We start from the raw sequence: 14984 nt of genomic DNA, 5'->3' as shown, positions 1-14984 counted from the left end.
GATCGGTGAAATGTCCTCCATGACACGATTGTAAAGCTTGGGTGACGATGATCGTTCCTGCGGTTACGGCTGTCCGGATCCGCCTGCAGCACCATAGACCTGACCGGTCGCGTAGCTCGCATCGGCTGCGGCAAGCTGCACGTAGATGGAGGCGAGTTCGGCGGGCTGGCCGGGGCGGCCGAGTGGCGTCATGCCGCCGAACTTCTCCAGCTTCTCCATCGTCGCGCCGCCGGAGACCTGGAGCGGCGTCCAGATCGGACCGGGTGCCACGCCGTTGACGCGAATGCCCTTCGGACCCAGCTGCTTGGCCAGCGACTTCACATAGTTCATCGTCGCGGCCTTGGTCTGTGCGTAGTCGTAGAGCTCGGGAGACGGATCGTAAGCCTGCTCGGACGTCGTGCCGATGATGCACGAGCCCGGCTTCAGATGCGGCAGCGCCGCCTTGATGATCCAGAAGGGAGCGTAGATGTTGGTCTTCATGGTCGCGTCGAAGTCCTCGGACGAGATGTCGAGGATCGACTCGCGGGTCTGCTGTCGCGCGGCGTTGCAAACGACGATGTCCAGGCCGCCGAGGCCCTGCACGGCTTGCTCGACCAGCTTCCTGCAGAAGTCCTCGCTGCGGAGGTCGCCGGGAATGGCAAGCCCGGTGCGTCCCTCCTTCTTGATCAGGGCGATGACGTCTTGGGCATCGGGTTCTTCGTTCGGGAAGTAGTTGATGGCGACGTCGGCACCCTCGCGTGCATAGGCGATCGCAGCGGCGCGGCCCATGCCGGAATCGCCGCCGGTGATGAGTGCCTTGCGGCCGGCGAGGCGGCCGGAGCCCTTGTAGCTAGTCTCGCCATGGTCCGGCCGCGGCTCCATCTTGCCGGCAAGGCCGGGCCAGGGCTGCGACTGCTTCTTGAACGGCGGTTTCGGGTAGCGGCTGACGGGATCTATCGACTTCTGCGCGGCCATGGGTGCCCTCGAGAAATCACTTCGACTGGCCGACGCTCGGCGCCTTGCCGAGCTCCTTCGCCATCTGGAGATGGTGCTTGAGCGCGGGCAGCGTCTTGCCGGCCCAATCCTTAAGCTCGGCGTTGTCGCCGCCTTTGGCGTACCGCTCGAACAGCGACACTGCGTCTTCGTGCGCGCTGACTTGATAGGAATTGTAGTCGGAGCTGAAGTCCTTGCCGTTCGCGCCCTTGAGCTTATCGAGCTTGGTCTGGTGCGAGCTGTCGAGCGCCGTCGGCAGCGCCGCCTGGACCTTGCCGTTGCCGACCAGTCCCTTGAGTTCGCCGCTGGTCTTGGTGTGGTCAGTCACCATCTGCTGTGCGAAGGATTTTTCCTGCGCATTGCCCTTCTGCTCTGCGAGCTTGCTCGACTCGATCTCGAACATGTCGCTGATGGCGACTTCCTTGACGAAGTCGGCGGTGGTGGGCGCGACGCCGAGCGCCGAATTGACGCCGGTCTTTTCGCCGAGTGACTGCGCGAGCGCGGGGCCTGCGAGAAGCACGCAGGCGAGAGCAATGACGGTTCGTTTCATGGTCGGTCCCTCTGAACCGGCGGCGCGGGCGCTTGCCGCACGATGTTTGCGCCGACCAACACGGGATCGGGACCGAGGTTCCTAATCGGTCGGATGGCGGCCAGTGCGCGGGTTGATCGGATCGGTCGGCTTGCGCCGCAGCCTTTCCGGCAGGAACGGCTCGCCTGGTGCGGCCGTCGGCTCTGCGCGAACGTCCGCATGGCGCTGCGCGCGCTCGTGCGGCGTCTTGTTGTCGTTGAAGTGCTGCTTCACATCGACGCCATCGACGGGATCGTTGACGCCGTTCTGGATGTCGCGAAAGTCGCTCATGGCTCACTCCTTTCCAGGCTGGATCGTCTCGAGCACCTGCCTGGCTGCACCTTTGATGACGCCGCTCTCGTTCCGATCGCCTTTCATCAGCGCCAGCGAGAAGTTCTTGGCCTGCTGCAAGGTGATGTGCGGCGGCAGTGGCGGCACCTCGGGGTCGGTCTTCACTTCCAGAACCACGAACATCCTCGCTCGCCAGAGAACCGCTCGTTCCCTGCGATGTTCCCGACCTGCCGCTGGAACATGAACCGGAACGATCGCACGCCTGTCCGGTTGGTCCACAGATCGGCTGAGTGGAGAATTGCAATGTTGAATCAAGGCGAGCTGGATCGCAGCGAGATGGGCCGTTTGATCGGCAGCGACAAGGTCGAGGGAACATCGGTCTACGGTGCCGACCGCAACAAGATCGGCTCGATCGAACGCGTGATGATCGACAAGATCAGCGGCAAGGTGTCCTACGCCGTGCTCGGGTTCGGCGGATTCCTGGGTCTCGGTAATGATCACTATCCCTTGCCCTGGCAGTCGCTGAAATACGACACCGAGCTCGGCGGTTACGTCACCGGCATCACGGCCAAGGAGCTGGAAGGCGCGCCGAAATACGGCGCGAAAAGCGATTGGAACTGGAGCGATGACGCCGCCGTTCGGGGCATCAACTCGTACTACGGTGTTCCGTTCGCGTAAGGGGCTTCACGGAAGGATATTCGATGAGCAAGGAACGGCCCAACGACGATCCCCGGCAGCAGAATGACTGGGGATCTCATGCCCAGACGGACAAGCCCTGGAAGGGCAATCCGGAGAAAGAGCAGGGATCGGACAACAAGGTGAAACCCGATCTCGAGAAATGGCACGAGACCAAGACGCACTGAGACAAGCGCTCTTCCTGTGGGACATTCGCGACGAGCGCGGCACGCATGCCGCGTTTCGTTTTTGAGGGCGCAGTGGCAGTGCTGATGATCCCCACGGCGGCCGTGCTGCGCCCGATCAACCTTGGCGCGCCGGCGCGGGGACATTGGGGCTCACCCCACCGCTTCTTCCCGCCCCGGACCCGCATGCACATGCACTTGCTTGGCATGCAGGACTTCGCCGCATTCCGAGCACACCATCACCGGGTCGAACAGCTTGCCGCACGTTTTATGCTGGTGCAGCAGCGGGCGGCCGCGCTCGTCGCCCATGTGGGTGTCGCCCCAATGCACCATCGCCATGATGATCGGGTAGAGGTCGAGGCCCTTCTGGGTGAGGATGTACTCGTAGCGCTTGGGCGCTTCGGAATAGGGGATGCGACGCAGGATGCCGAAGCGAACCAGCTTCTTCAGCCGCTCCGAGAGCAGGTGTCGCGTGATCTGGAGCGAGGACTGGAATGCCTCGAACCGACGCACGCGCAGAAAGCATTCGCGCAGGATCAACAGCGTCCAGCGATCACCGACCACGGCGACGGTTCGGGAAAGCGAGCAGGGCTCCTCATCCAGCGTGTCCCACTTCATGATCCGGTCTCCGGCGCAGCGCTAGTCAGTCAGAAAAAGGAACTGACTTGAACGATCAACACAATTTATAGCCAAAGCTAGCATTTGGCTCGGAGGTTTGACAGTTCCATTTTAGAACTATAGCCTTCCACTCAATCACACGCTCAGCGGAGGAGGCGACCTTGCCCAAGCGAAACGCCACAGCAGCCGTCATCGGGGCCGGCGATTTCATCGGCTCCGAGATCGCCAAGAAATTCGCCGCCGAAGGATTTTCGATCTTCGCCGGCCGCCGCAACGGCGACAAGCTGGCGCCGCTGGTGAAGGACATCGAGGCCTCAGGCGGCGAGATCCACGCGCGTTCGCTCGATGCACGCAAGGAGGACGAGGTCGTCTCGTTCCTGAACGACGCCGACAAGCATGCCCCGCTCGAGGTCTGCATCTTCAATGTCGGCGCCAACGTCAATTTCCCGATCCTCGACACCACCGAGCGCGTGTTCCGGAAAGTGTGGGAGATGGCCTGCTATTCCGGCTTCCTCGCGGGCCGGGAAGCTGCGCGCCTGATGCTGTCGCGCGGCGGCGGCAACATCTTCTTCACCGGTGCGACGGCCTCCTTGCGCGGCGGCAGCGGATTTGCCGCCTTCGCCAGCGCCAAGTTCGGCCTGCGCGCGGTGGCGCAGGCGATGGCGCGCGAGCTCGGGCCGAAGAACATCCATGTCGCCCATCTCATCATCGATTCCGGCGTCGACACCGAATGGGTGCGGCAGCGCCGGCTCGAGGCGCTCGGCCCGAACGCACTTGATAATCCCGATCTCCTGATGCCGCCGTCGTCGGTCGCAGACGCCTATTGGCAGCTCTATCAGCAGCCCAAGAGCGCCTGGACCTTCGAGATGGAGATCAGGCCGTTCGGAGAGAAATGGTGACCGCCGCGCAAAAGTCCGGCTAGACTGATCCCAACCCAAGCAAAAATTCCGGGAGGAGCTTACGTGAAGACTGCGATCACCGAACTGTTCGGCATCGAGCACCCGATCATCCAGGGCGGCATGCATTTCGTCGGCTTTGCCGAGCTTGCCGCCGCCGTCTCGAATGCCGGCGGGCTCGGCATCATCACCGGCCTCACGCAGAAAACGCCGGAATTGCTGGCGAAAGAGATCGCGCGCTGCCGCGACGTGACCGACAAGCCGTTCGGCGTGAATCTGACCTTTCTGCCGGCCTTCTCTGCGCCACCCTATCCGGAATATATCGCCGCCATCGTCGAGGGCGGCATCAAGGCGGTGGAGACCGCGGGCCGCAGCCCGGAAGCCTACATGCCGGCGCTGAAGGCTGCCGGCATCAAGGTGATCCACAAATGCACCTCGGTCCGTCATTCGCTGAAGGCCGAGCGCATCGGCTGCGATGCCGTCAGCGTCGACGGCTTCGAGTGTGGCGGCCATCCCGGCGAGGACGACATCCCCAACATGATCCTGCTGCCGCGCGCGGCGGAGGAGTTGAAGATCCCGTTCGTGGCCTCCGGCGGCATGGCCGACGGGCGCAGTCTCGTCGCGGCGCTCTCGCTGGGCGCGGCCGGCATGAACATGGGCACGCGCTTTATCGCGACCAAGGAAGCCCCGGTGCATCAGAACGTGAAGAACGCGCTTGTTGCAGCGACCGAGCTCGACACCCGGCTCATCATGCGCGCCCTGCGCAACACTGAACGCGTGCTGAAGAATGCCAATGTCGATCGCCTGATCGAGATCGAGCGCGAGAAGGGCGCCAAGCTCACCATCGACGACATTCACGACCAGGTCGCCGGCGTCTATCCCAGGATCATGCTGGAGGGACAGATGGACGCCGGTGCCTGGAGCTGCGGCATGGTCGCCGGCCTCATCCGCGACATCCCCTCCTGCAAGGAACTCATCGATCGCATCATGAACGAGGCGGAAACCATCATCCGCGGCCGCCTGATGGGGTTCCTGGATGGGACGGGGGCGACGCGAAAGGTCGCTTGACACCGCCAACTTCTTAACCACGGCGGCAACCGGCCGCTGGAATTCCGCGCGACGCCTCCTAAATAGGGGTAAATTACCCCTTAATAATTCAATTTCAGGAGGCGTCCGTGGTCCTGAAAAGCGTTACTTTTGCCGTTGCCGTAGCCCTCGCCGTTGCGTGGGGTGGCATGGCGCGCGCTGACGACTACAAGCCTGACGAATATCTCGGTCTCGATCTCTCCAAGGCGGTGCTGTCGCCGAAGCGACTCGGGCCCGAGACGCAATTCGCGCCGGTCGCACTCGAGGCGAAGGGCGGCAACGAGGCGCAGGCTAGGGTCGAGCCGATGGATGTGCCGAAGAAGGTCGCGGCCGAACGCGTGCACGTGCCGGAGCCGAAGGTCGCGCATACGAAGAGCACGCAGCCCCGCGGCGCTGCCCGCACCAAGCTCGCGCATCGCCGCGGCAATCCGCTCGACGCGCAGGCCATGGACACCCGCATCCAGACCTGGCCGTGCCGCAGCGGCGGCATCTGCAACTGGAAGCGGTAGTCGCAGCATTCTCTTCGCCTCTCCCCGCTTGCGGGGAGAGGCCGGATTGCATCGAAGATGTAATCCGGGTGAGGGGGCTCTCCGCGAGTTGAACTCTCACCGTCCCCGCGGAGGCTCCCCCTCACCCCAACCCTCTCAGCGCGAGCGAAGCTCGTCGCGGCCCCGCAAGCGGGGCGAGGGAGCAGACCGTCGCCGCGGCTGCATATCGCACGTCATCCCCGCGTCGCAAAACCGTAGGCGCGGAGTCAAGAAACCGTCAGGGTGGAGTCAAGGAGCGCAGGCACCTTCCGTCGCGATTCGACGAAGGTCTCCTGAATGGCAACGCTCCGCGCCCAGCGCGCATGGACCCGGCGACAATTCCTGGTCCGCTCGACTTCAAGCCTCGCCGTCGCCTCGCTCGGCACGCTCGCAACGCCCCGCATCAGCCGCGCCGCCGACCGCCCCCAGATCGCAGGCGGCATCCAGTCCGGCGACGTCTCGGATGGCTCTGCCGTGGTCTGGGCGCGCGCGGACCGGGCCGCACGGATGCACGTGGAGTGCTCGACCACAGAGAGCTTCAAGACCATCATTGCGTCGGCTGCGCGCGACGCTCTGCCGGATGCAGATTTCACCTCGAAACTGCTGCTGAACGACCTGCCGCCCGGGCAGGACATCTTCTACCGCATCCGCTTCGACGACATCGCCACCGGCATCGCCGGTGAAAGCCGCGTCGGCCATTTCCGCACCGCGCCGGCCGCAGGAAAATCGATCTCGTTTCTGTGGTCCGGCGACACCGCCGGGCAGGGCTGGGGCATCGACGTCGCGCGCGGCGGCTTTCGCAGCTATCGCACCATGCGCGACAATCGCCCTGATTTCTTCATCCATTCCGGCGATCATATCTACGCCGACTGCACGATTCCTTCCGAGCAGAAGCTGCCGAACGGCGAGACCTGGCGCAACATCGTCACCGAGGAAAAAGCCGAGGTCGCGCACACGCTGGCGCAGTTCCGCGGCAATTACAAATACAACCATCTGGACGAGCATTTTCGCGCCTTCCACGCGCAGGTGCCGATGTTCGCGCAATGGGACGACCACGAGGTCACCAACGACTGGTCGCCGTTCGGTAGCTATGACGATGCCGGTTTTGAGGATGACGGCACCCCGCGCCTGGTCGCGCGCGCCCGCCGCGCTTTCTTCGACTTCATGCCGATCCGCGACATCAGCGCGCGGCAGGGCCGGGTCTATCGCAAGATCGCCTACGGCCCGCTGCTCGACGTCTTCATGATCGACATGCGCAGCTATCGCGACGACAGCTGGAACAAGGGCGAGGATCACCGCGGCTGGATTTTCGGCGCCGAGCAGCTCGCCTGGCTGAAGCGCGAGCTTGCCGCGTCCCGCGCGACCTGGAAGGTGATTGCGGCCGACCTGCCGATTGGCCTGGTCAGCCTCGACGCGGTCGCGCTCGGCAATGGGGCGCCGGATCGACGCGAGCACGAGATCGCCGATCTGCTTGCCTCGATCAAGCGCGCGGGCGTGCGCAACATCGTCTGGCTCACCGCCGACATGCACTACACTGCCGCGCATTATTACGATCCGAACAAAGCGCAGTTTCAGGACTTTGAGCCGTTCTGGGAATTTGTCTCCGGCCCGCTGCATGCCGGCACCTGGGGGCCCGGCGAGCTCGACAACACATTTGGCCCGGTCGCGATGTACCAGAATGGCTGTAGCGCAGCGCAGGGCGACAATCTCGCGCCCTGCTTCGGCCTGCAATTCTTTGGCCGCGTCGACATCGACGCTGCGAGCAGCGTCATGACCGTGACCCTGAAGGATGTCGACAACCGCGACCTCTGGTCGGTCGACATCGTGCCGCAACCGCAGGCGCGTCCGGCCGTGGTGGCGCAGCATTCCTAAGGCGCACGAAGGCCGATGCCGCCGCGCACCGGCTGGGTCGCGGGTCGCGGGGTCTCCGCGCGTGCGTTCATCCAGTCCGGAGCGCGCGGCGCGGTGGTCTGCCGGACGAAAAATTCGCCCTGCTTGGGCGAGCCCATATAGGCAAAGCCGTCGGCATGCGCCGGGGCGGCGCCGGCAACGGCAGCCGCCAAAATGGCCATCGTCAAAAGCGTCTTCATGATCGTCTCCATCTTGTGTGCGGCCGGAATGACCGCGATGGTGAGATGCTGACAGGAGAGGGAGCCGATCTGAAATGCCGTTTGGCTGTCGCGGCGATACCCGCTGGCTATCTTGCTGACCTGATCTTGATTTGGCCCTGCTCCGGCGGCGCGCTATAATGTCCGCTCCTGCCATCTCTTTTCCATCACTGAAGAGTCTGCTCACGCGGCATCGCTGCGCGCATTCGGCGGGCTGAAATACGTCAGGAGCCTGTTTCATGGATCATCTGAAGACACAGGGCATCAGCATGCCCAAGCTCGGCCTCGGCACCTTCCGCATGCAGGGCGATGCCTGCCGGGCGGCGGTCGAGAGCGCGCTCGCGATCGGCTACCGCCACATCGACACCGCCGAGATGTACGCCAACGAAGAGGCGATCGGCGCCGCGCTTGCCGCTGCCCGCCTGCCGCGCGGCGAGCTGCACGTTACGACGAAGGTGTGGCACGAGAACCTCGCCCCCGACGCCATCCGCCGTGCCTTCGATACCAGCCTGACGAAGCTGCGGCTAGATCATGTCGATCTCTATCTCGTGCACTGGCCGTCGAAGTCCGCGAACTGGGGCGCGGTGTTCGAGACCTTGATGAAGCTGAAGGAGGAGGGACGCACGCGGGCCATCGGCGTTGCCAACTTCACCACCGCGCTGCTCAAGATCGCGGTCGAGGACATCAAGGCGCCGATCGCCTGCAACCAGATCGAATATCACGCGATGCTCGATCAATCGAAGGTGCTGGCCTATCTCAAGCCCAGGTCGATCCCGCTGGTCGCCTATTGCCCGCTGGCGCAGGGGCGTATCGCGTCGGATCCCGTGCTGGAAGAGATCGGCACCAAACACAATGCGACCGCCGCGCAAGTCGCGCTGAAATGGCTGCTCGACCAGGACGGCGTCGCCGCGATTCCGAAGGCCTCGCGCAGCGAGAGCCAGCAGGCCAATCTCGATGCGCTCACGATCACGCTCGACGATGCCGACCGCAAGAAGATCGCCGCGCTGGCGAAGGACAGGCGCTGCGTCAATCCGGGCTTTGCGCCGGCGTGGGATTAGTCGCTCTTCACCCTCTCCCCTTGTGGGAGAGGCTGGATTCGATGCGAAGCATCGAAGCCGGGTGAGGGGTCTCTCTCCGCGCATGACTCTTGTGAGTTCGTGGAGAGATACCCCTCATCCGGCGCTACGCGCCACCTTCTCCCGCAGGGGAGAAGGAAGAACGCAAAGAAATGGCCCCGCGAGGGGCCATTTCCACGTTTGCGTTGCGCATTAGTCCCAGTGGTGATGGCGATGGCTGCGCTTGATCACCACGACCCGATCGCCATGATGACGCCAGCCGCGATGCCAGCCGTGGTCGCGATGCATGCCGTATTCGGCATGCGCGGCGTACGGGCCGTGGTGATGACCACGCTTGATCACCACCGTCTCCGCACTCGCCAGCGTCGGCGCCGCGATCGCCAGCGCACCGACAGCCGCAAGCACATAGCCAAGGCTCTTCATGATGTCCTCCTCCAATCGAATGCCAATCTAAACCGTGCATTCGCGTGAACGTTCCGGAGGAATCGCAGGAGAATTCTGAACGGATGTTCAGACAGAGCATGATCCGGAAAAGTGTGGAGCGGTTCTCCGAAAGATCATGCTCAAACGGAATGCTTAGTCGCAGCGCTGCTGCGCGGGCGTCGGCGCGCCCGTGGCGACGTACTTGCCGTCTCTGATCGTGTACTCGCCGCGCTCGCTGCGATTGTAGATCGCGCGCAGGCTGCCGTCCTTGTCCAGCAGCAGCCCGAACTCGCGAGCCTGATGCAGCGAGGGGAAGTACACCATCACATTGAGCAGGCCTTCGGCGTTGACCGTGGCGGACACCACCTCGTTCTCGTCCCTGGCGTCGCCGAAATTGCGCCGGTACATCACCCGGCCGTCCTTCCGGATCTCGTAGGTCAGCAGCGCACCCTTGTCGCGGTCTGGCCGGACCGCGCAATCGACTGCCCATGAGCCGAGCAGGCCCCATTGCTCGACAGTCGCCGCAAGCGTCTCCGCGCGCGCCAGAGGTATGAAAGCAACCCATAGCAATGCAGCCGTGGTCCAGCGGCTCAAACAACGCGTCATGTCCCGAAAAGCCCCGCCTCGAAGAATTCCAAACTGTAGCATCTCGGGCGCGGCCGTCCACGCCAGCTGCCGATCGCGCGCGAATTTGATCCGCGTCAATGAGGCCGGCCGTAGCGGGGCTAGGATAGCAGCTCCGAAGGCGAACGTGGATACACCAATGCTGAATCAAGTCATGGATTTTGCGGGCGAAGTGCTGCCGGGGAGCTGCGCCGTGCCGCCCTATTCGGAGACCGCGTTTCTGGCCGAATTGGGCGACCGCCTGAGGTCCTCGCGCACCCGCTGCGACCTGTCGCGCCGGGAGCTCGCCCGCCGCTCCGGGATTTCCGAGCGCTACATCGCCCAGATCGAGGCCGGCAAGGGCAACGTCTCGATCGTCCTGTTGCTGCGGCTGGCCTCCGCCATCCACAGCAGCCAGCCGCAGGCGGCCTGACGCTGCGAGGTGACCGCCATGGGGCAGCTCGTACTCGCGGCCAAGGTCACCCACGTTCCATCATTGATGCTGTCGGAGCAGCCCGGCAGCCCGTTGCGTGCCGCGCGCAAGGCTGCCGTCGATTCTTTGCGCGAGCTTGGGCGGCGGGCGAAAGAGCGGGGCGTCACCAGCTTCGTGGTGTTCGATACCCACTGGCTCTCGAATTTCGGCTATCACATCAACGCCAACGCGCGGCATCACGGCTCGTTCACCAGCCACGAGGCGCCGCAGATGATCCAGGACCTGCGCTACGATCTGCCCGGCGATACCAGGCTCGCTGAAGCGATCGCGCGCAGGGCCGAAGATGCCGGTCTGAACGTCATCGCCCACCAGGTGGCGAGCCTCGGGCTCGAATACGGCACCATCGTGCCGATGCACTACATGAACCCGGACGGTTTTGCCAAGGTCGTCTCGGTCGCCTCGCCCCTGTTCACCTCGTTCGAGGAGAGCCGGGTTCTCGGCGAAGCGACCCGCCGCGCCATCGACGAATCCGGGGAACGGGTCGCGATCCTCGCCAGCGGTTCACTCTCGCACCGGCTGTGGCCCAACAAGAAGCTCGGTCCGGAGGCGTGGACGTCGGTCGCCAGCGAGTTCAACCGCCAGGTCGATTTGCGCGTGCTCGAGCTTTGGCAGACCCGCCGCTACCGCGAATTCCTCGACATGCTTCCCGACTACGCCATCAAATGCAACGGCGAGGGCGGGATGGCGGACACCATCATGCTGTTCGCAGCACTCGGCTGGTCCGACTATCGCGGTGCCGCTGAGCAGCTCTGCGACTATTTTCCGTCCTCGGGCAGCGGCCAGGTCAACGTGGAATTTCACGTCGATTCATGAGGCGTCGGTCTCAGGCCCGCTTCTCCACATTGGCGCTGCGAGACGGCACGCCGAACTCCTTGCGGCAGACCTCGGCCAGCACGGCGACGCCCTCGCGAATCTGCTGATGCGTGGGGCTTGCAAAGCACAGCCGCAGGCGCGAGCTCGAATGGCTCTTGTTGGTCGACCATTCCGGCCCCGGATTGATCGAGACGCCGGCGGCGAGTGCAGCCTGATAGAGTTTTAGCGTATCGACCTGGTCGGGCAGCTTGACCCATAGGAAGATGCCGCCCTTGGGCTCCTCGAACTCGGCCGCCGTGCCGAACTGCTCGTTCAGGGCTTCCATCAGCGTGTCGAGCTTGGTGCGCAGCGCCTTCGTCAAGGCCGGCACGTGGGTCGAGAAATGCGGCTTGCAATAGGCCGCCAGCACCATCTGCTCCAGCGCGCCGGACCCGGCGTCCGTCTTCAGTGACAGCATCCGCGACATCACATCCCAGGGCGCGACGATGAAGCCGACGCGCAGCGCCGGTGCGATCGATTTCGAGAACGAGCCGATATGGATCACCCCGCCATTAGGGCTCATCGCGTAGATCGCCGGCGGCCGCTGACCCGACCAGACCAGGTCGGCATAGCAATCGTCCTCGAAGACGGGCACGCCGTATTCGGCGGACAGCCGCAGCAGCTCGACGCGGCGGCTCTCCGGCATGATGCTGCCGGTCGGGTTCTGCACGGTCGGGATGGTGTAGATGTATTTCGGGCGGATGCCGCGGCTTTTCAGATCGGCCAGCGCCGTCGCCAGCACGTCCATGCGCATGCCGTCCCTGTCGAGGGGAATGCCGACGACATTGACGCCGAGCCGCGCCAGGCGTGTCAGTGAGCCCTGATAGCTGTCCTGCTCGAAGATCACGGTGTCGCCGCGCGTCAGCAGCGTGTTGTTGACGAGGTCGAGCGCCTGCAGCGAGCCGGAAACGATCAGGAGATCGTCGACGGTGCAGTTGATGCCGGCATCGCGCTTGAGCTTTGTCACCAGGAATTCGCGCAAGGGCAAGTAGCCCTGCGGGCCGTGCGCCAGCCCGTAAGTGGCGAGCGAGCGGCCCTCGCGCCGCAACACCGTGTTGGTCGCTTCGATCAGCTCGTCGAGCGGTACCTGTTCGGAATCATTGTTGCCGCCGACAAAGCTGTATTTGGCAAGGCCCGTCCAGCGCGCAGTCGGGGCCGGCAGCCCTGCGGGAAACAGGGGAGCGAAATCGAAGCTGGACGTCATGGGAGCGTTCCTCGTCTTGTTTTTGTTGAGCCGGCTGGCGTTGCGCCGGCCTGCTTTCCGTCTAGCCGCCCGGGTGGGCCGCCTATTTCTTACCGGCCGTCCGGGTCGGACGGCCCTGGCTGATGAAAGCGTAATGCGCATTGGCGACGCCGCCAACCATCAAGGCTTCGACCACGGGCTCGGAGATGTCGCTCGTGGCAGCCCAGTCGACGATGAAATTGGCGCCGGTGCCACCGCGCACGTCGTCGGTCGGGATGAAGATGGAGACGGTGGCGAGGGGTTTTAGTGCCACCGGCGCCTTCAGATAACTCTCGACCTGCTTGCCTGCGGTGTCGAAATAGGCGATGCGTTTGAGGACCAGTGCTTGCGTCTCGGAGGCGTTGTGCACGCTCAACGTCACCGAGAAGTCGACGCGCAGCTTGCCCTGGCTCATCGCGACGCTGGAATAGGCCGGCACGTAGAACCCGCCGGACACGGCGAGCTCCTCCTTCGGCAGCGCGGTGAGCGAATCGGCAAAGGTCTGTTCGATATTGACCTTGGATTGTGCGGCGGCCGGACACACGAACAGGCCCAGCAGGGCTATCACAGAGAGCACGATCCGCATGTGACGAATTGCTCGCTTGCCGCGTTGCACTCTGCCACTAGGGTGCGGCGAAACGGACCAATTTGGCATGCATGAGCTCATTCGCGACATCACACTCTCTATCCTGTTTGCCTGGATGCTGGGCCTGCTCGCCCATTTCTTCCGGCAACCGCTGATCCTGGCCTACCTTATCGCCGGCTTCTGCATAGGTCCATTCGGTGCCGGCTGGGTCAAGTCGCAGGAATCGATCAGCGTCATCTCCGAGCTCGGCCTGATCTTCATGCTGTTCATGATCGGCCTGGAGATCGACCTGAAGAAGATCGTGCGGGCAGGAAAGGTGATCCTGTTCGCGGCGGGAGGCCAGCTCCTCGGCGGCTGTGTGCTCGGGGTGCTGTTCTTCGTCGGCATCGGCCTGTCGCTCGGTGGCGGGCATTTCGACGCGGTCTATCTCTGCGTCGCCTGCGCGCTGTCGAGCACGGTGATCATCGTCAAGGTGCTCTATGAGAAGCGCGAGCTCGACACGCTGCCGGGGCGGATTACGCTCGGCGTCCTGGTGCTGCAGGACATCTTCGCGATCCTGTTCCTGGCGGTGCAGCCGAGTCTGGCCAATCTGGAAGTCACCGTCATCCTGCTCTCGATCGGCCGTGTCGCGGTGCTGGTCGCAGCCGCGCTCCTGGTCAGCCGTTATGTGCTGCCGCGCCTGTTCCACCAGATCGCCCGCCGTCCCGAGCTGATCCTGCTCGGTGCGCTGGCCTGGTGCTTTCTCGTCGCCGAGACCGCCGAGCGGCTGTCGCTGTCGCGCGAGATGGGTGCGCTGATCGCCGGCGTCTCGCTCTCGACCTTTCCTTACGCGCTCGACGTCACCGCCAAGGTCACCACGCTGCGGGACTTCTTCATCACGCTGTTCTTCGTTGCGCTCGGCATGACCATTCCCGTGCCCGGCCTCTCCGTGATCGGGCTTGCCTTGATGATTGCGGCCTTCACCGTGGTGAGCCGCCTCGTCACCACCTTTACCCCGCTCTACCTGATGAAGCAGGGGTTGCGCGCGAGCCTGTTGCCGGCGCTCAACCTCGCGCAGATCTCGGAATTCTCGCTGGTGGTGATTCAGACCGGCGTCACCGACAACCACATCGCCGCCGAGACGGCGAATGCCGCCTCTTTCGCCTTCGTGGTGCTGGCGGTGCTCTCGACCTTCGTGATGACCCGCAGTGACGAGATCACCCGCTGGGCGATCGGTCCGTTGAAGCGGATCGGCCTGCGCGATCTCGATCACGGCAACGGCCATGCCGAGGAGAGCCACGAGGGCGGTCATGGCGAGGCCCGCCGCATCGTCATCCTCGGCTTTTTCCGCGCGGCGAGCGCACTGCTGGCGGAGATCGAGCGGCAGGCACCGGTGCTGCTCGAGCAGATCACGGTGGTTGATTTCAACCCCAATGTATACCAGACGCTGCTGTCGCGCGGCCTGCACGTGATCTATGGCGACATCAGCAGCGCCGACACGCTGCTCCATGCCGGCGTCGGCAAGTCCGAGATGATCATCCTCAGCGTGCCGGACGCGCTTCTGAAGGGCGCCAGCAATGAGAAGCTGGTCCGTCACGTCCGCACCCTCAATCCGACCGCCATGATCGTTGCCACGGCCGATCTGTTGTCGGATGTGGGCGAGCTCTATGCGGCCGGCGCCAGCTACGTCACCGTGACCCGGCTCAGCGATGCTCATGAGCTGTTTACCGTGATCGAGGCCGCTCAGGCCGGCCTGCTCGCCGACAAGCGTGCCGAGCTCGATCTGCGGCTTGGCGAGCGCCGCGAGGTGTTGCCCTGACGGCG

General features: G+C 64.1%; 19 protein-coding genes and 1 pseudogene. 10 read left to right on the top strand and 10 right to left on the bottom strand.

Going from position 1 to position 14984, the window contains the following annotated elements:
- Nucleotides 1-63: 63 nt before the first annotated feature.
- From JQ592_RS04355 to JQ592_RS04340, 4 genes and pseudogenes are all read right to left on the bottom strand, one after another.
- The gene (locus JQ592_RS04355; RefSeq protein ID WP_211401661.1) at nt 64-954 is read right to left on the bottom strand and encodes an SDR family oxidoreductase; all 891 of its coding nucleotides are present in this window, start codon (nt 952-954) and stop codon (nt 64-66) included.
- Between the two features lie 16 nt (nt 955-970).
- Nucleotides 971-1522, bottom strand: coding sequence for a DUF4142 domain-containing protein (locus JQ592_RS04350; RefSeq protein WP_211401660.1), 552 nt, complete (start codon nt 1520-1522; stop codon nt 971-973).
- An 81-nt stretch (nt 1523-1603) separates the two neighbouring features.
- Nucleotides 1604-1831: a hypothetical protein gene (locus JQ592_RS04345; RefSeq protein ID WP_211401659.1), complete on the bottom strand. Its 228-nt coding sequence runs from the start codon at nt 1829-1831 to the stop codon at nt 1604-1606.
- Between the two features lie 3 nt (nt 1832-1834).
- Nucleotides 1835-2020: pseudogene (locus JQ592_RS04340) on the bottom strand (thiamine pyrophosphate-requiring protein); the annotation flags it as partial.
- Between the two features lie 114 nt (nt 2021-2134).
- Here JQ592_RS04340 and JQ592_RS04335 point away from each other — a divergent pair.
- Both JQ592_RS04335 and JQ592_RS04330 read left to right on the top strand, forming a co-directional pair.
- Nucleotides 2135-2509 carry a PRC-barrel domain-containing protein gene (locus tag JQ592_RS04335; protein WP_211401658.1) on the top strand — a complete coding sequence of 125 codons (375 nt, stop codon included), beginning with the start codon at nt 2135-2137 and terminating at the stop codon, nt 2507-2509.
- A 23-nt stretch (nt 2510-2532) separates the two neighbouring features.
- Nucleotides 2533-2694, top strand: coding sequence for a hypothetical protein (locus JQ592_RS04330; protein WP_183245360.1), 162 nt, complete (start codon nt 2533-2535; stop codon nt 2692-2694).
- A gap of 150 nt (nt 2695-2844) precedes the next feature.
- Here JQ592_RS04330 and JQ592_RS04325 read toward each other — a convergent pair whose 3' ends face one another.
- Nucleotides 2845-3309, bottom strand: coding sequence for a winged helix-turn-helix transcriptional regulator (locus tag JQ592_RS04325; protein ID WP_211401657.1), 465 nt, complete (start codon nt 3307-3309; stop codon nt 2845-2847).
- A gap of 161 nt (nt 3310-3470) precedes the next feature.
- Here JQ592_RS04325 and JQ592_RS04320 point away from each other — a divergent pair, with 161 nt between their 5' ends.
- The 4 genes from JQ592_RS04320 (at nt 3471) to JQ592_RS04305 (ending at nt 7690) form a co-directional block, all read left to right on the top strand.
- On the top strand, nt 3471-4208 hold the full coding sequence (locus JQ592_RS04320; protein WP_211401656.1) for an SDR family oxidoreductase: 738 nt from the start codon (nt 3471-3473) through the stop codon (nt 4206-4208).
- Nucleotides 4209-4271: 63 nt separating this feature from the next.
- Nucleotides 4272-5273, top strand: a complete 1002-nt coding sequence (locus tag JQ592_RS04315; protein ID WP_211401655.1) for an NAD(P)H-dependent flavin oxidoreductase — start codon at nt 4272-4274, stop codon at nt 5271-5273.
- Nucleotides 5274-5380: 107 nt separating this feature from the next.
- The gene (locus JQ592_RS04310; RefSeq protein WP_211401654.1) at nt 5381-5800 is read left to right on the top strand and encodes a hypothetical protein; all 420 of its coding nucleotides are present in this window, start codon (nt 5381-5383) and stop codon (nt 5798-5800) included.
- Nucleotides 5801-6115: 315 nt separating this feature from the next.
- Nucleotides 6116-7690, top strand: a complete 1575-nt coding sequence (locus JQ592_RS04305; protein WP_211401653.1) for an alkaline phosphatase D family protein — start codon at nt 6116-6118, stop codon at nt 7688-7690.
- On the opposite strand, the gene JQ592_RS04300 is transcribed toward JQ592_RS04305, so the two are convergent.
- Nucleotides 7687-7908, bottom strand: a complete 222-nt coding sequence (locus tag JQ592_RS04300; protein WP_211401652.1) for a hypothetical protein — start codon at nt 7906-7908, stop codon at nt 7687-7689. The genes JQ592_RS04305 and JQ592_RS04300 overlap by 4 nt on opposite strands.
- A 257-nt stretch (nt 7909-8165) precedes the next feature.
- On the opposite strand from JQ592_RS04300, the gene JQ592_RS04295 reads away from it, so the two are divergent.
- Nucleotides 8166-8984: an aldo/keto reductase gene (locus JQ592_RS04295; RefSeq protein WP_211401651.1), complete on the top strand. Its 819-nt coding sequence runs from the start codon at nt 8166-8168 to the stop codon at nt 8982-8984.
- 210 nt (nt 8985-9194) lie between these two features.
- Here JQ592_RS04295 and JQ592_RS04290 read toward each other — a convergent pair whose 3' ends face one another.
- Together JQ592_RS04290 and JQ592_RS04285 are read right to left on the bottom strand one after the other, a co-directional pair.
- The gene (locus JQ592_RS04290; RefSeq protein WP_211401650.1) at nt 9195-9425 is read right to left on the bottom strand and encodes a hypothetical protein; all 231 of its coding nucleotides are present in this window, start codon (nt 9423-9425) and stop codon (nt 9195-9197) included.
- Nucleotides 9426-9578: 153 nt separating this feature from the next.
- Nucleotides 9579-10031, bottom strand: a complete 453-nt coding sequence (locus tag JQ592_RS04285; RefSeq protein ID WP_211401649.1) for a hypothetical protein — start codon at nt 10029-10031, stop codon at nt 9579-9581.
- Between the two features lie 157 nt (nt 10032-10188).
- Between JQ592_RS04285 and JQ592_RS04280 the strand changes: the two genes are divergently transcribed.
- A complete protein-coding gene (locus JQ592_RS04280; RefSeq protein ID WP_018648688.1) occupies nt 10189-10461 on the top strand; it encodes a helix-turn-helix domain-containing protein in 273 nt (90 codons plus the stop codon).
- A gap of 18 nt (nt 10462-10479) precedes the next feature.
- Nucleotides 10480-11334 carry a 3,4-dihydroxyphenylacetate 2,3-dioxygenase gene (gene hpaD / locus JQ592_RS04275; RefSeq protein ID WP_211401648.1) on the top strand — a complete coding sequence of 285 codons (855 nt, stop codon included), beginning with the start codon at nt 10480-10482 and terminating at the stop codon, nt 11332-11334.
- Between the two features lie 10 nt (nt 11335-11344).
- On the opposite strand, the gene JQ592_RS04270 is transcribed toward hpaD, so the two are convergent.
- Nucleotides 11345-12577, bottom strand: a complete 1233-nt coding sequence (locus JQ592_RS04270; RefSeq protein WP_211401647.1) for a PLP-dependent aminotransferase family protein — start codon at nt 12575-12577, stop codon at nt 11345-11347.
- A gap of 82 nt (nt 12578-12659) precedes the next feature.
- Nucleotides 12660-13181: a DUF3124 domain-containing protein gene (locus JQ592_RS04265; RefSeq protein WP_211401646.1), complete on the bottom strand. Its 522-nt coding sequence runs from the start codon at nt 13179-13181 to the stop codon at nt 12660-12662.
- 67 nt (nt 13182-13248) lie between these two features.
- Here JQ592_RS04265 and JQ592_RS04260 point away from each other — a divergent pair, with 67 nt between their 5' ends.
- Nucleotides 13249-14979 (top strand): cation:proton antiporter, encoded by a 1731-nt coding sequence (locus JQ592_RS04260; protein WP_211401645.1) that lies wholly within the window; start codon nt 13249-13251, stop codon nt 14977-14979.
- Nucleotides 14980-14984: the final 5 nt, after the last annotated feature.

The sequence above is a fragment of the Bradyrhizobium iriomotense genome (genome assembly GCF_018129405.1).
In the GTDB taxonomy this organism is placed as follows: Bacteria; Pseudomonadota; Alphaproteobacteria; order Rhizobiales; family Xanthobacteraceae; genus Bradyrhizobium; species Bradyrhizobium iriomotense_B.
Note: the sequence above shows the minus strand (reverse complement) of the source record. Positions and strands in the feature narration are given on the sequence as shown.

What these genes read in the sequence shown, in the direction of transcription:
- JQ592_RS04285 (WP_211401649.1), bottom strand. Translation starts at nt 10,031, where the DNA reads ATGACGCGTTGTTTGAGCCGCTGGACCACGGCTGCATTGCTATGGGTT.
- JQ592_RS04300 (WP_211401652.1), bottom strand. Translation starts at nt 7,908, where the DNA reads ATGAAGACGCTTTTGACGATGGCCATTTTGGCGGCTGCCGTTGCCGGC.
- JQ592_RS04305 (WP_211401653.1), top strand. Translation starts at nt 6,116, where the DNA reads ATGGCAACGCTCCGCGCCCAGCGCGCATGGACCCGGCGACAATTCCTG.
- JQ592_RS04335 (WP_211401658.1), top strand. Translation starts at nt 2,135, where the DNA reads ATGTTGAATCAAGGCGAGCTGGATCGCAGCGAGATGGGCCGTTTGATC.
- JQ592_RS04325 (WP_211401657.1), bottom strand. Translation starts at nt 3,309, where the DNA reads ATGAAGTGGGACACGCTGGATGAGGAGCCCTGCTCGCTTTCCCGAACC.
- JQ592_RS04260 (WP_211401645.1), top strand. Translation starts at nt 13,249, where the DNA reads ATGCATGAGCTCATTCGCGACATCACACTCTCTATCCTGTTTGCCTGG.
- JQ592_RS04295 (WP_211401651.1), top strand. Translation starts at nt 8,166, where the DNA reads ATGGATCATCTGAAGACACAGGGCATCAGCATGCCCAAGCTCGGCCTC.
- JQ592_RS04265 (WP_211401646.1), bottom strand. Translation starts at nt 13,181, where the DNA reads ATGCGGATCGTGCTCTCTGTGATAGCCCTGCTGGGCCTGTTCGTGTGT.
- JQ592_RS04290 (WP_211401650.1), bottom strand. Translation starts at nt 9,425, where the DNA reads ATGAAGAGCCTTGGCTATGTGCTTGCGGCTGTCGGTGCGCTGGCGATC.
- JQ592_RS04330 (WP_183245360.1), top strand. Translation starts at nt 2,533, where the DNA reads ATGAGCAAGGAACGGCCCAACGACGATCCCCGGCAGCAGAATGACTGG.
- JQ592_RS04355 (WP_211401661.1), bottom strand. Translation starts at nt 954, where the DNA reads ATGGCCGCGCAGAAGTCGATAGATCCCGTCAGCCGCTACCCGAAACCG.
- JQ592_RS04350 (WP_211401660.1), bottom strand. Translation starts at nt 1,522, where the DNA reads ATGAAACGAACCGTCATTGCTCTCGCCTGCGTGCTTCTCGCAGGCCCC.
- hpaD (WP_211401648.1), top strand. Translation starts at nt 10,480, where the DNA reads ATGGGGCAGCTCGTACTCGCGGCCAAGGTCACCCACGTTCCATCATTG.
- JQ592_RS04345 (WP_211401659.1), bottom strand. Translation starts at nt 1,831, where the DNA reads ATGAGCGACTTTCGCGACATCCAGAACGGCGTCAACGATCCCGTCGAT.
- JQ592_RS04270 (WP_211401647.1), bottom strand. Translation starts at nt 12,577, where the DNA reads ATGACGTCCAGCTTCGATTTCGCTCCCCTGTTTCCCGCAGGGCTGCCG.
- JQ592_RS04280 (WP_018648688.1), top strand. Translation starts at nt 10,189, where the DNA reads ATGCTGAATCAAGTCATGGATTTTGCGGGCGAAGTGCTGCCGGGGAGC.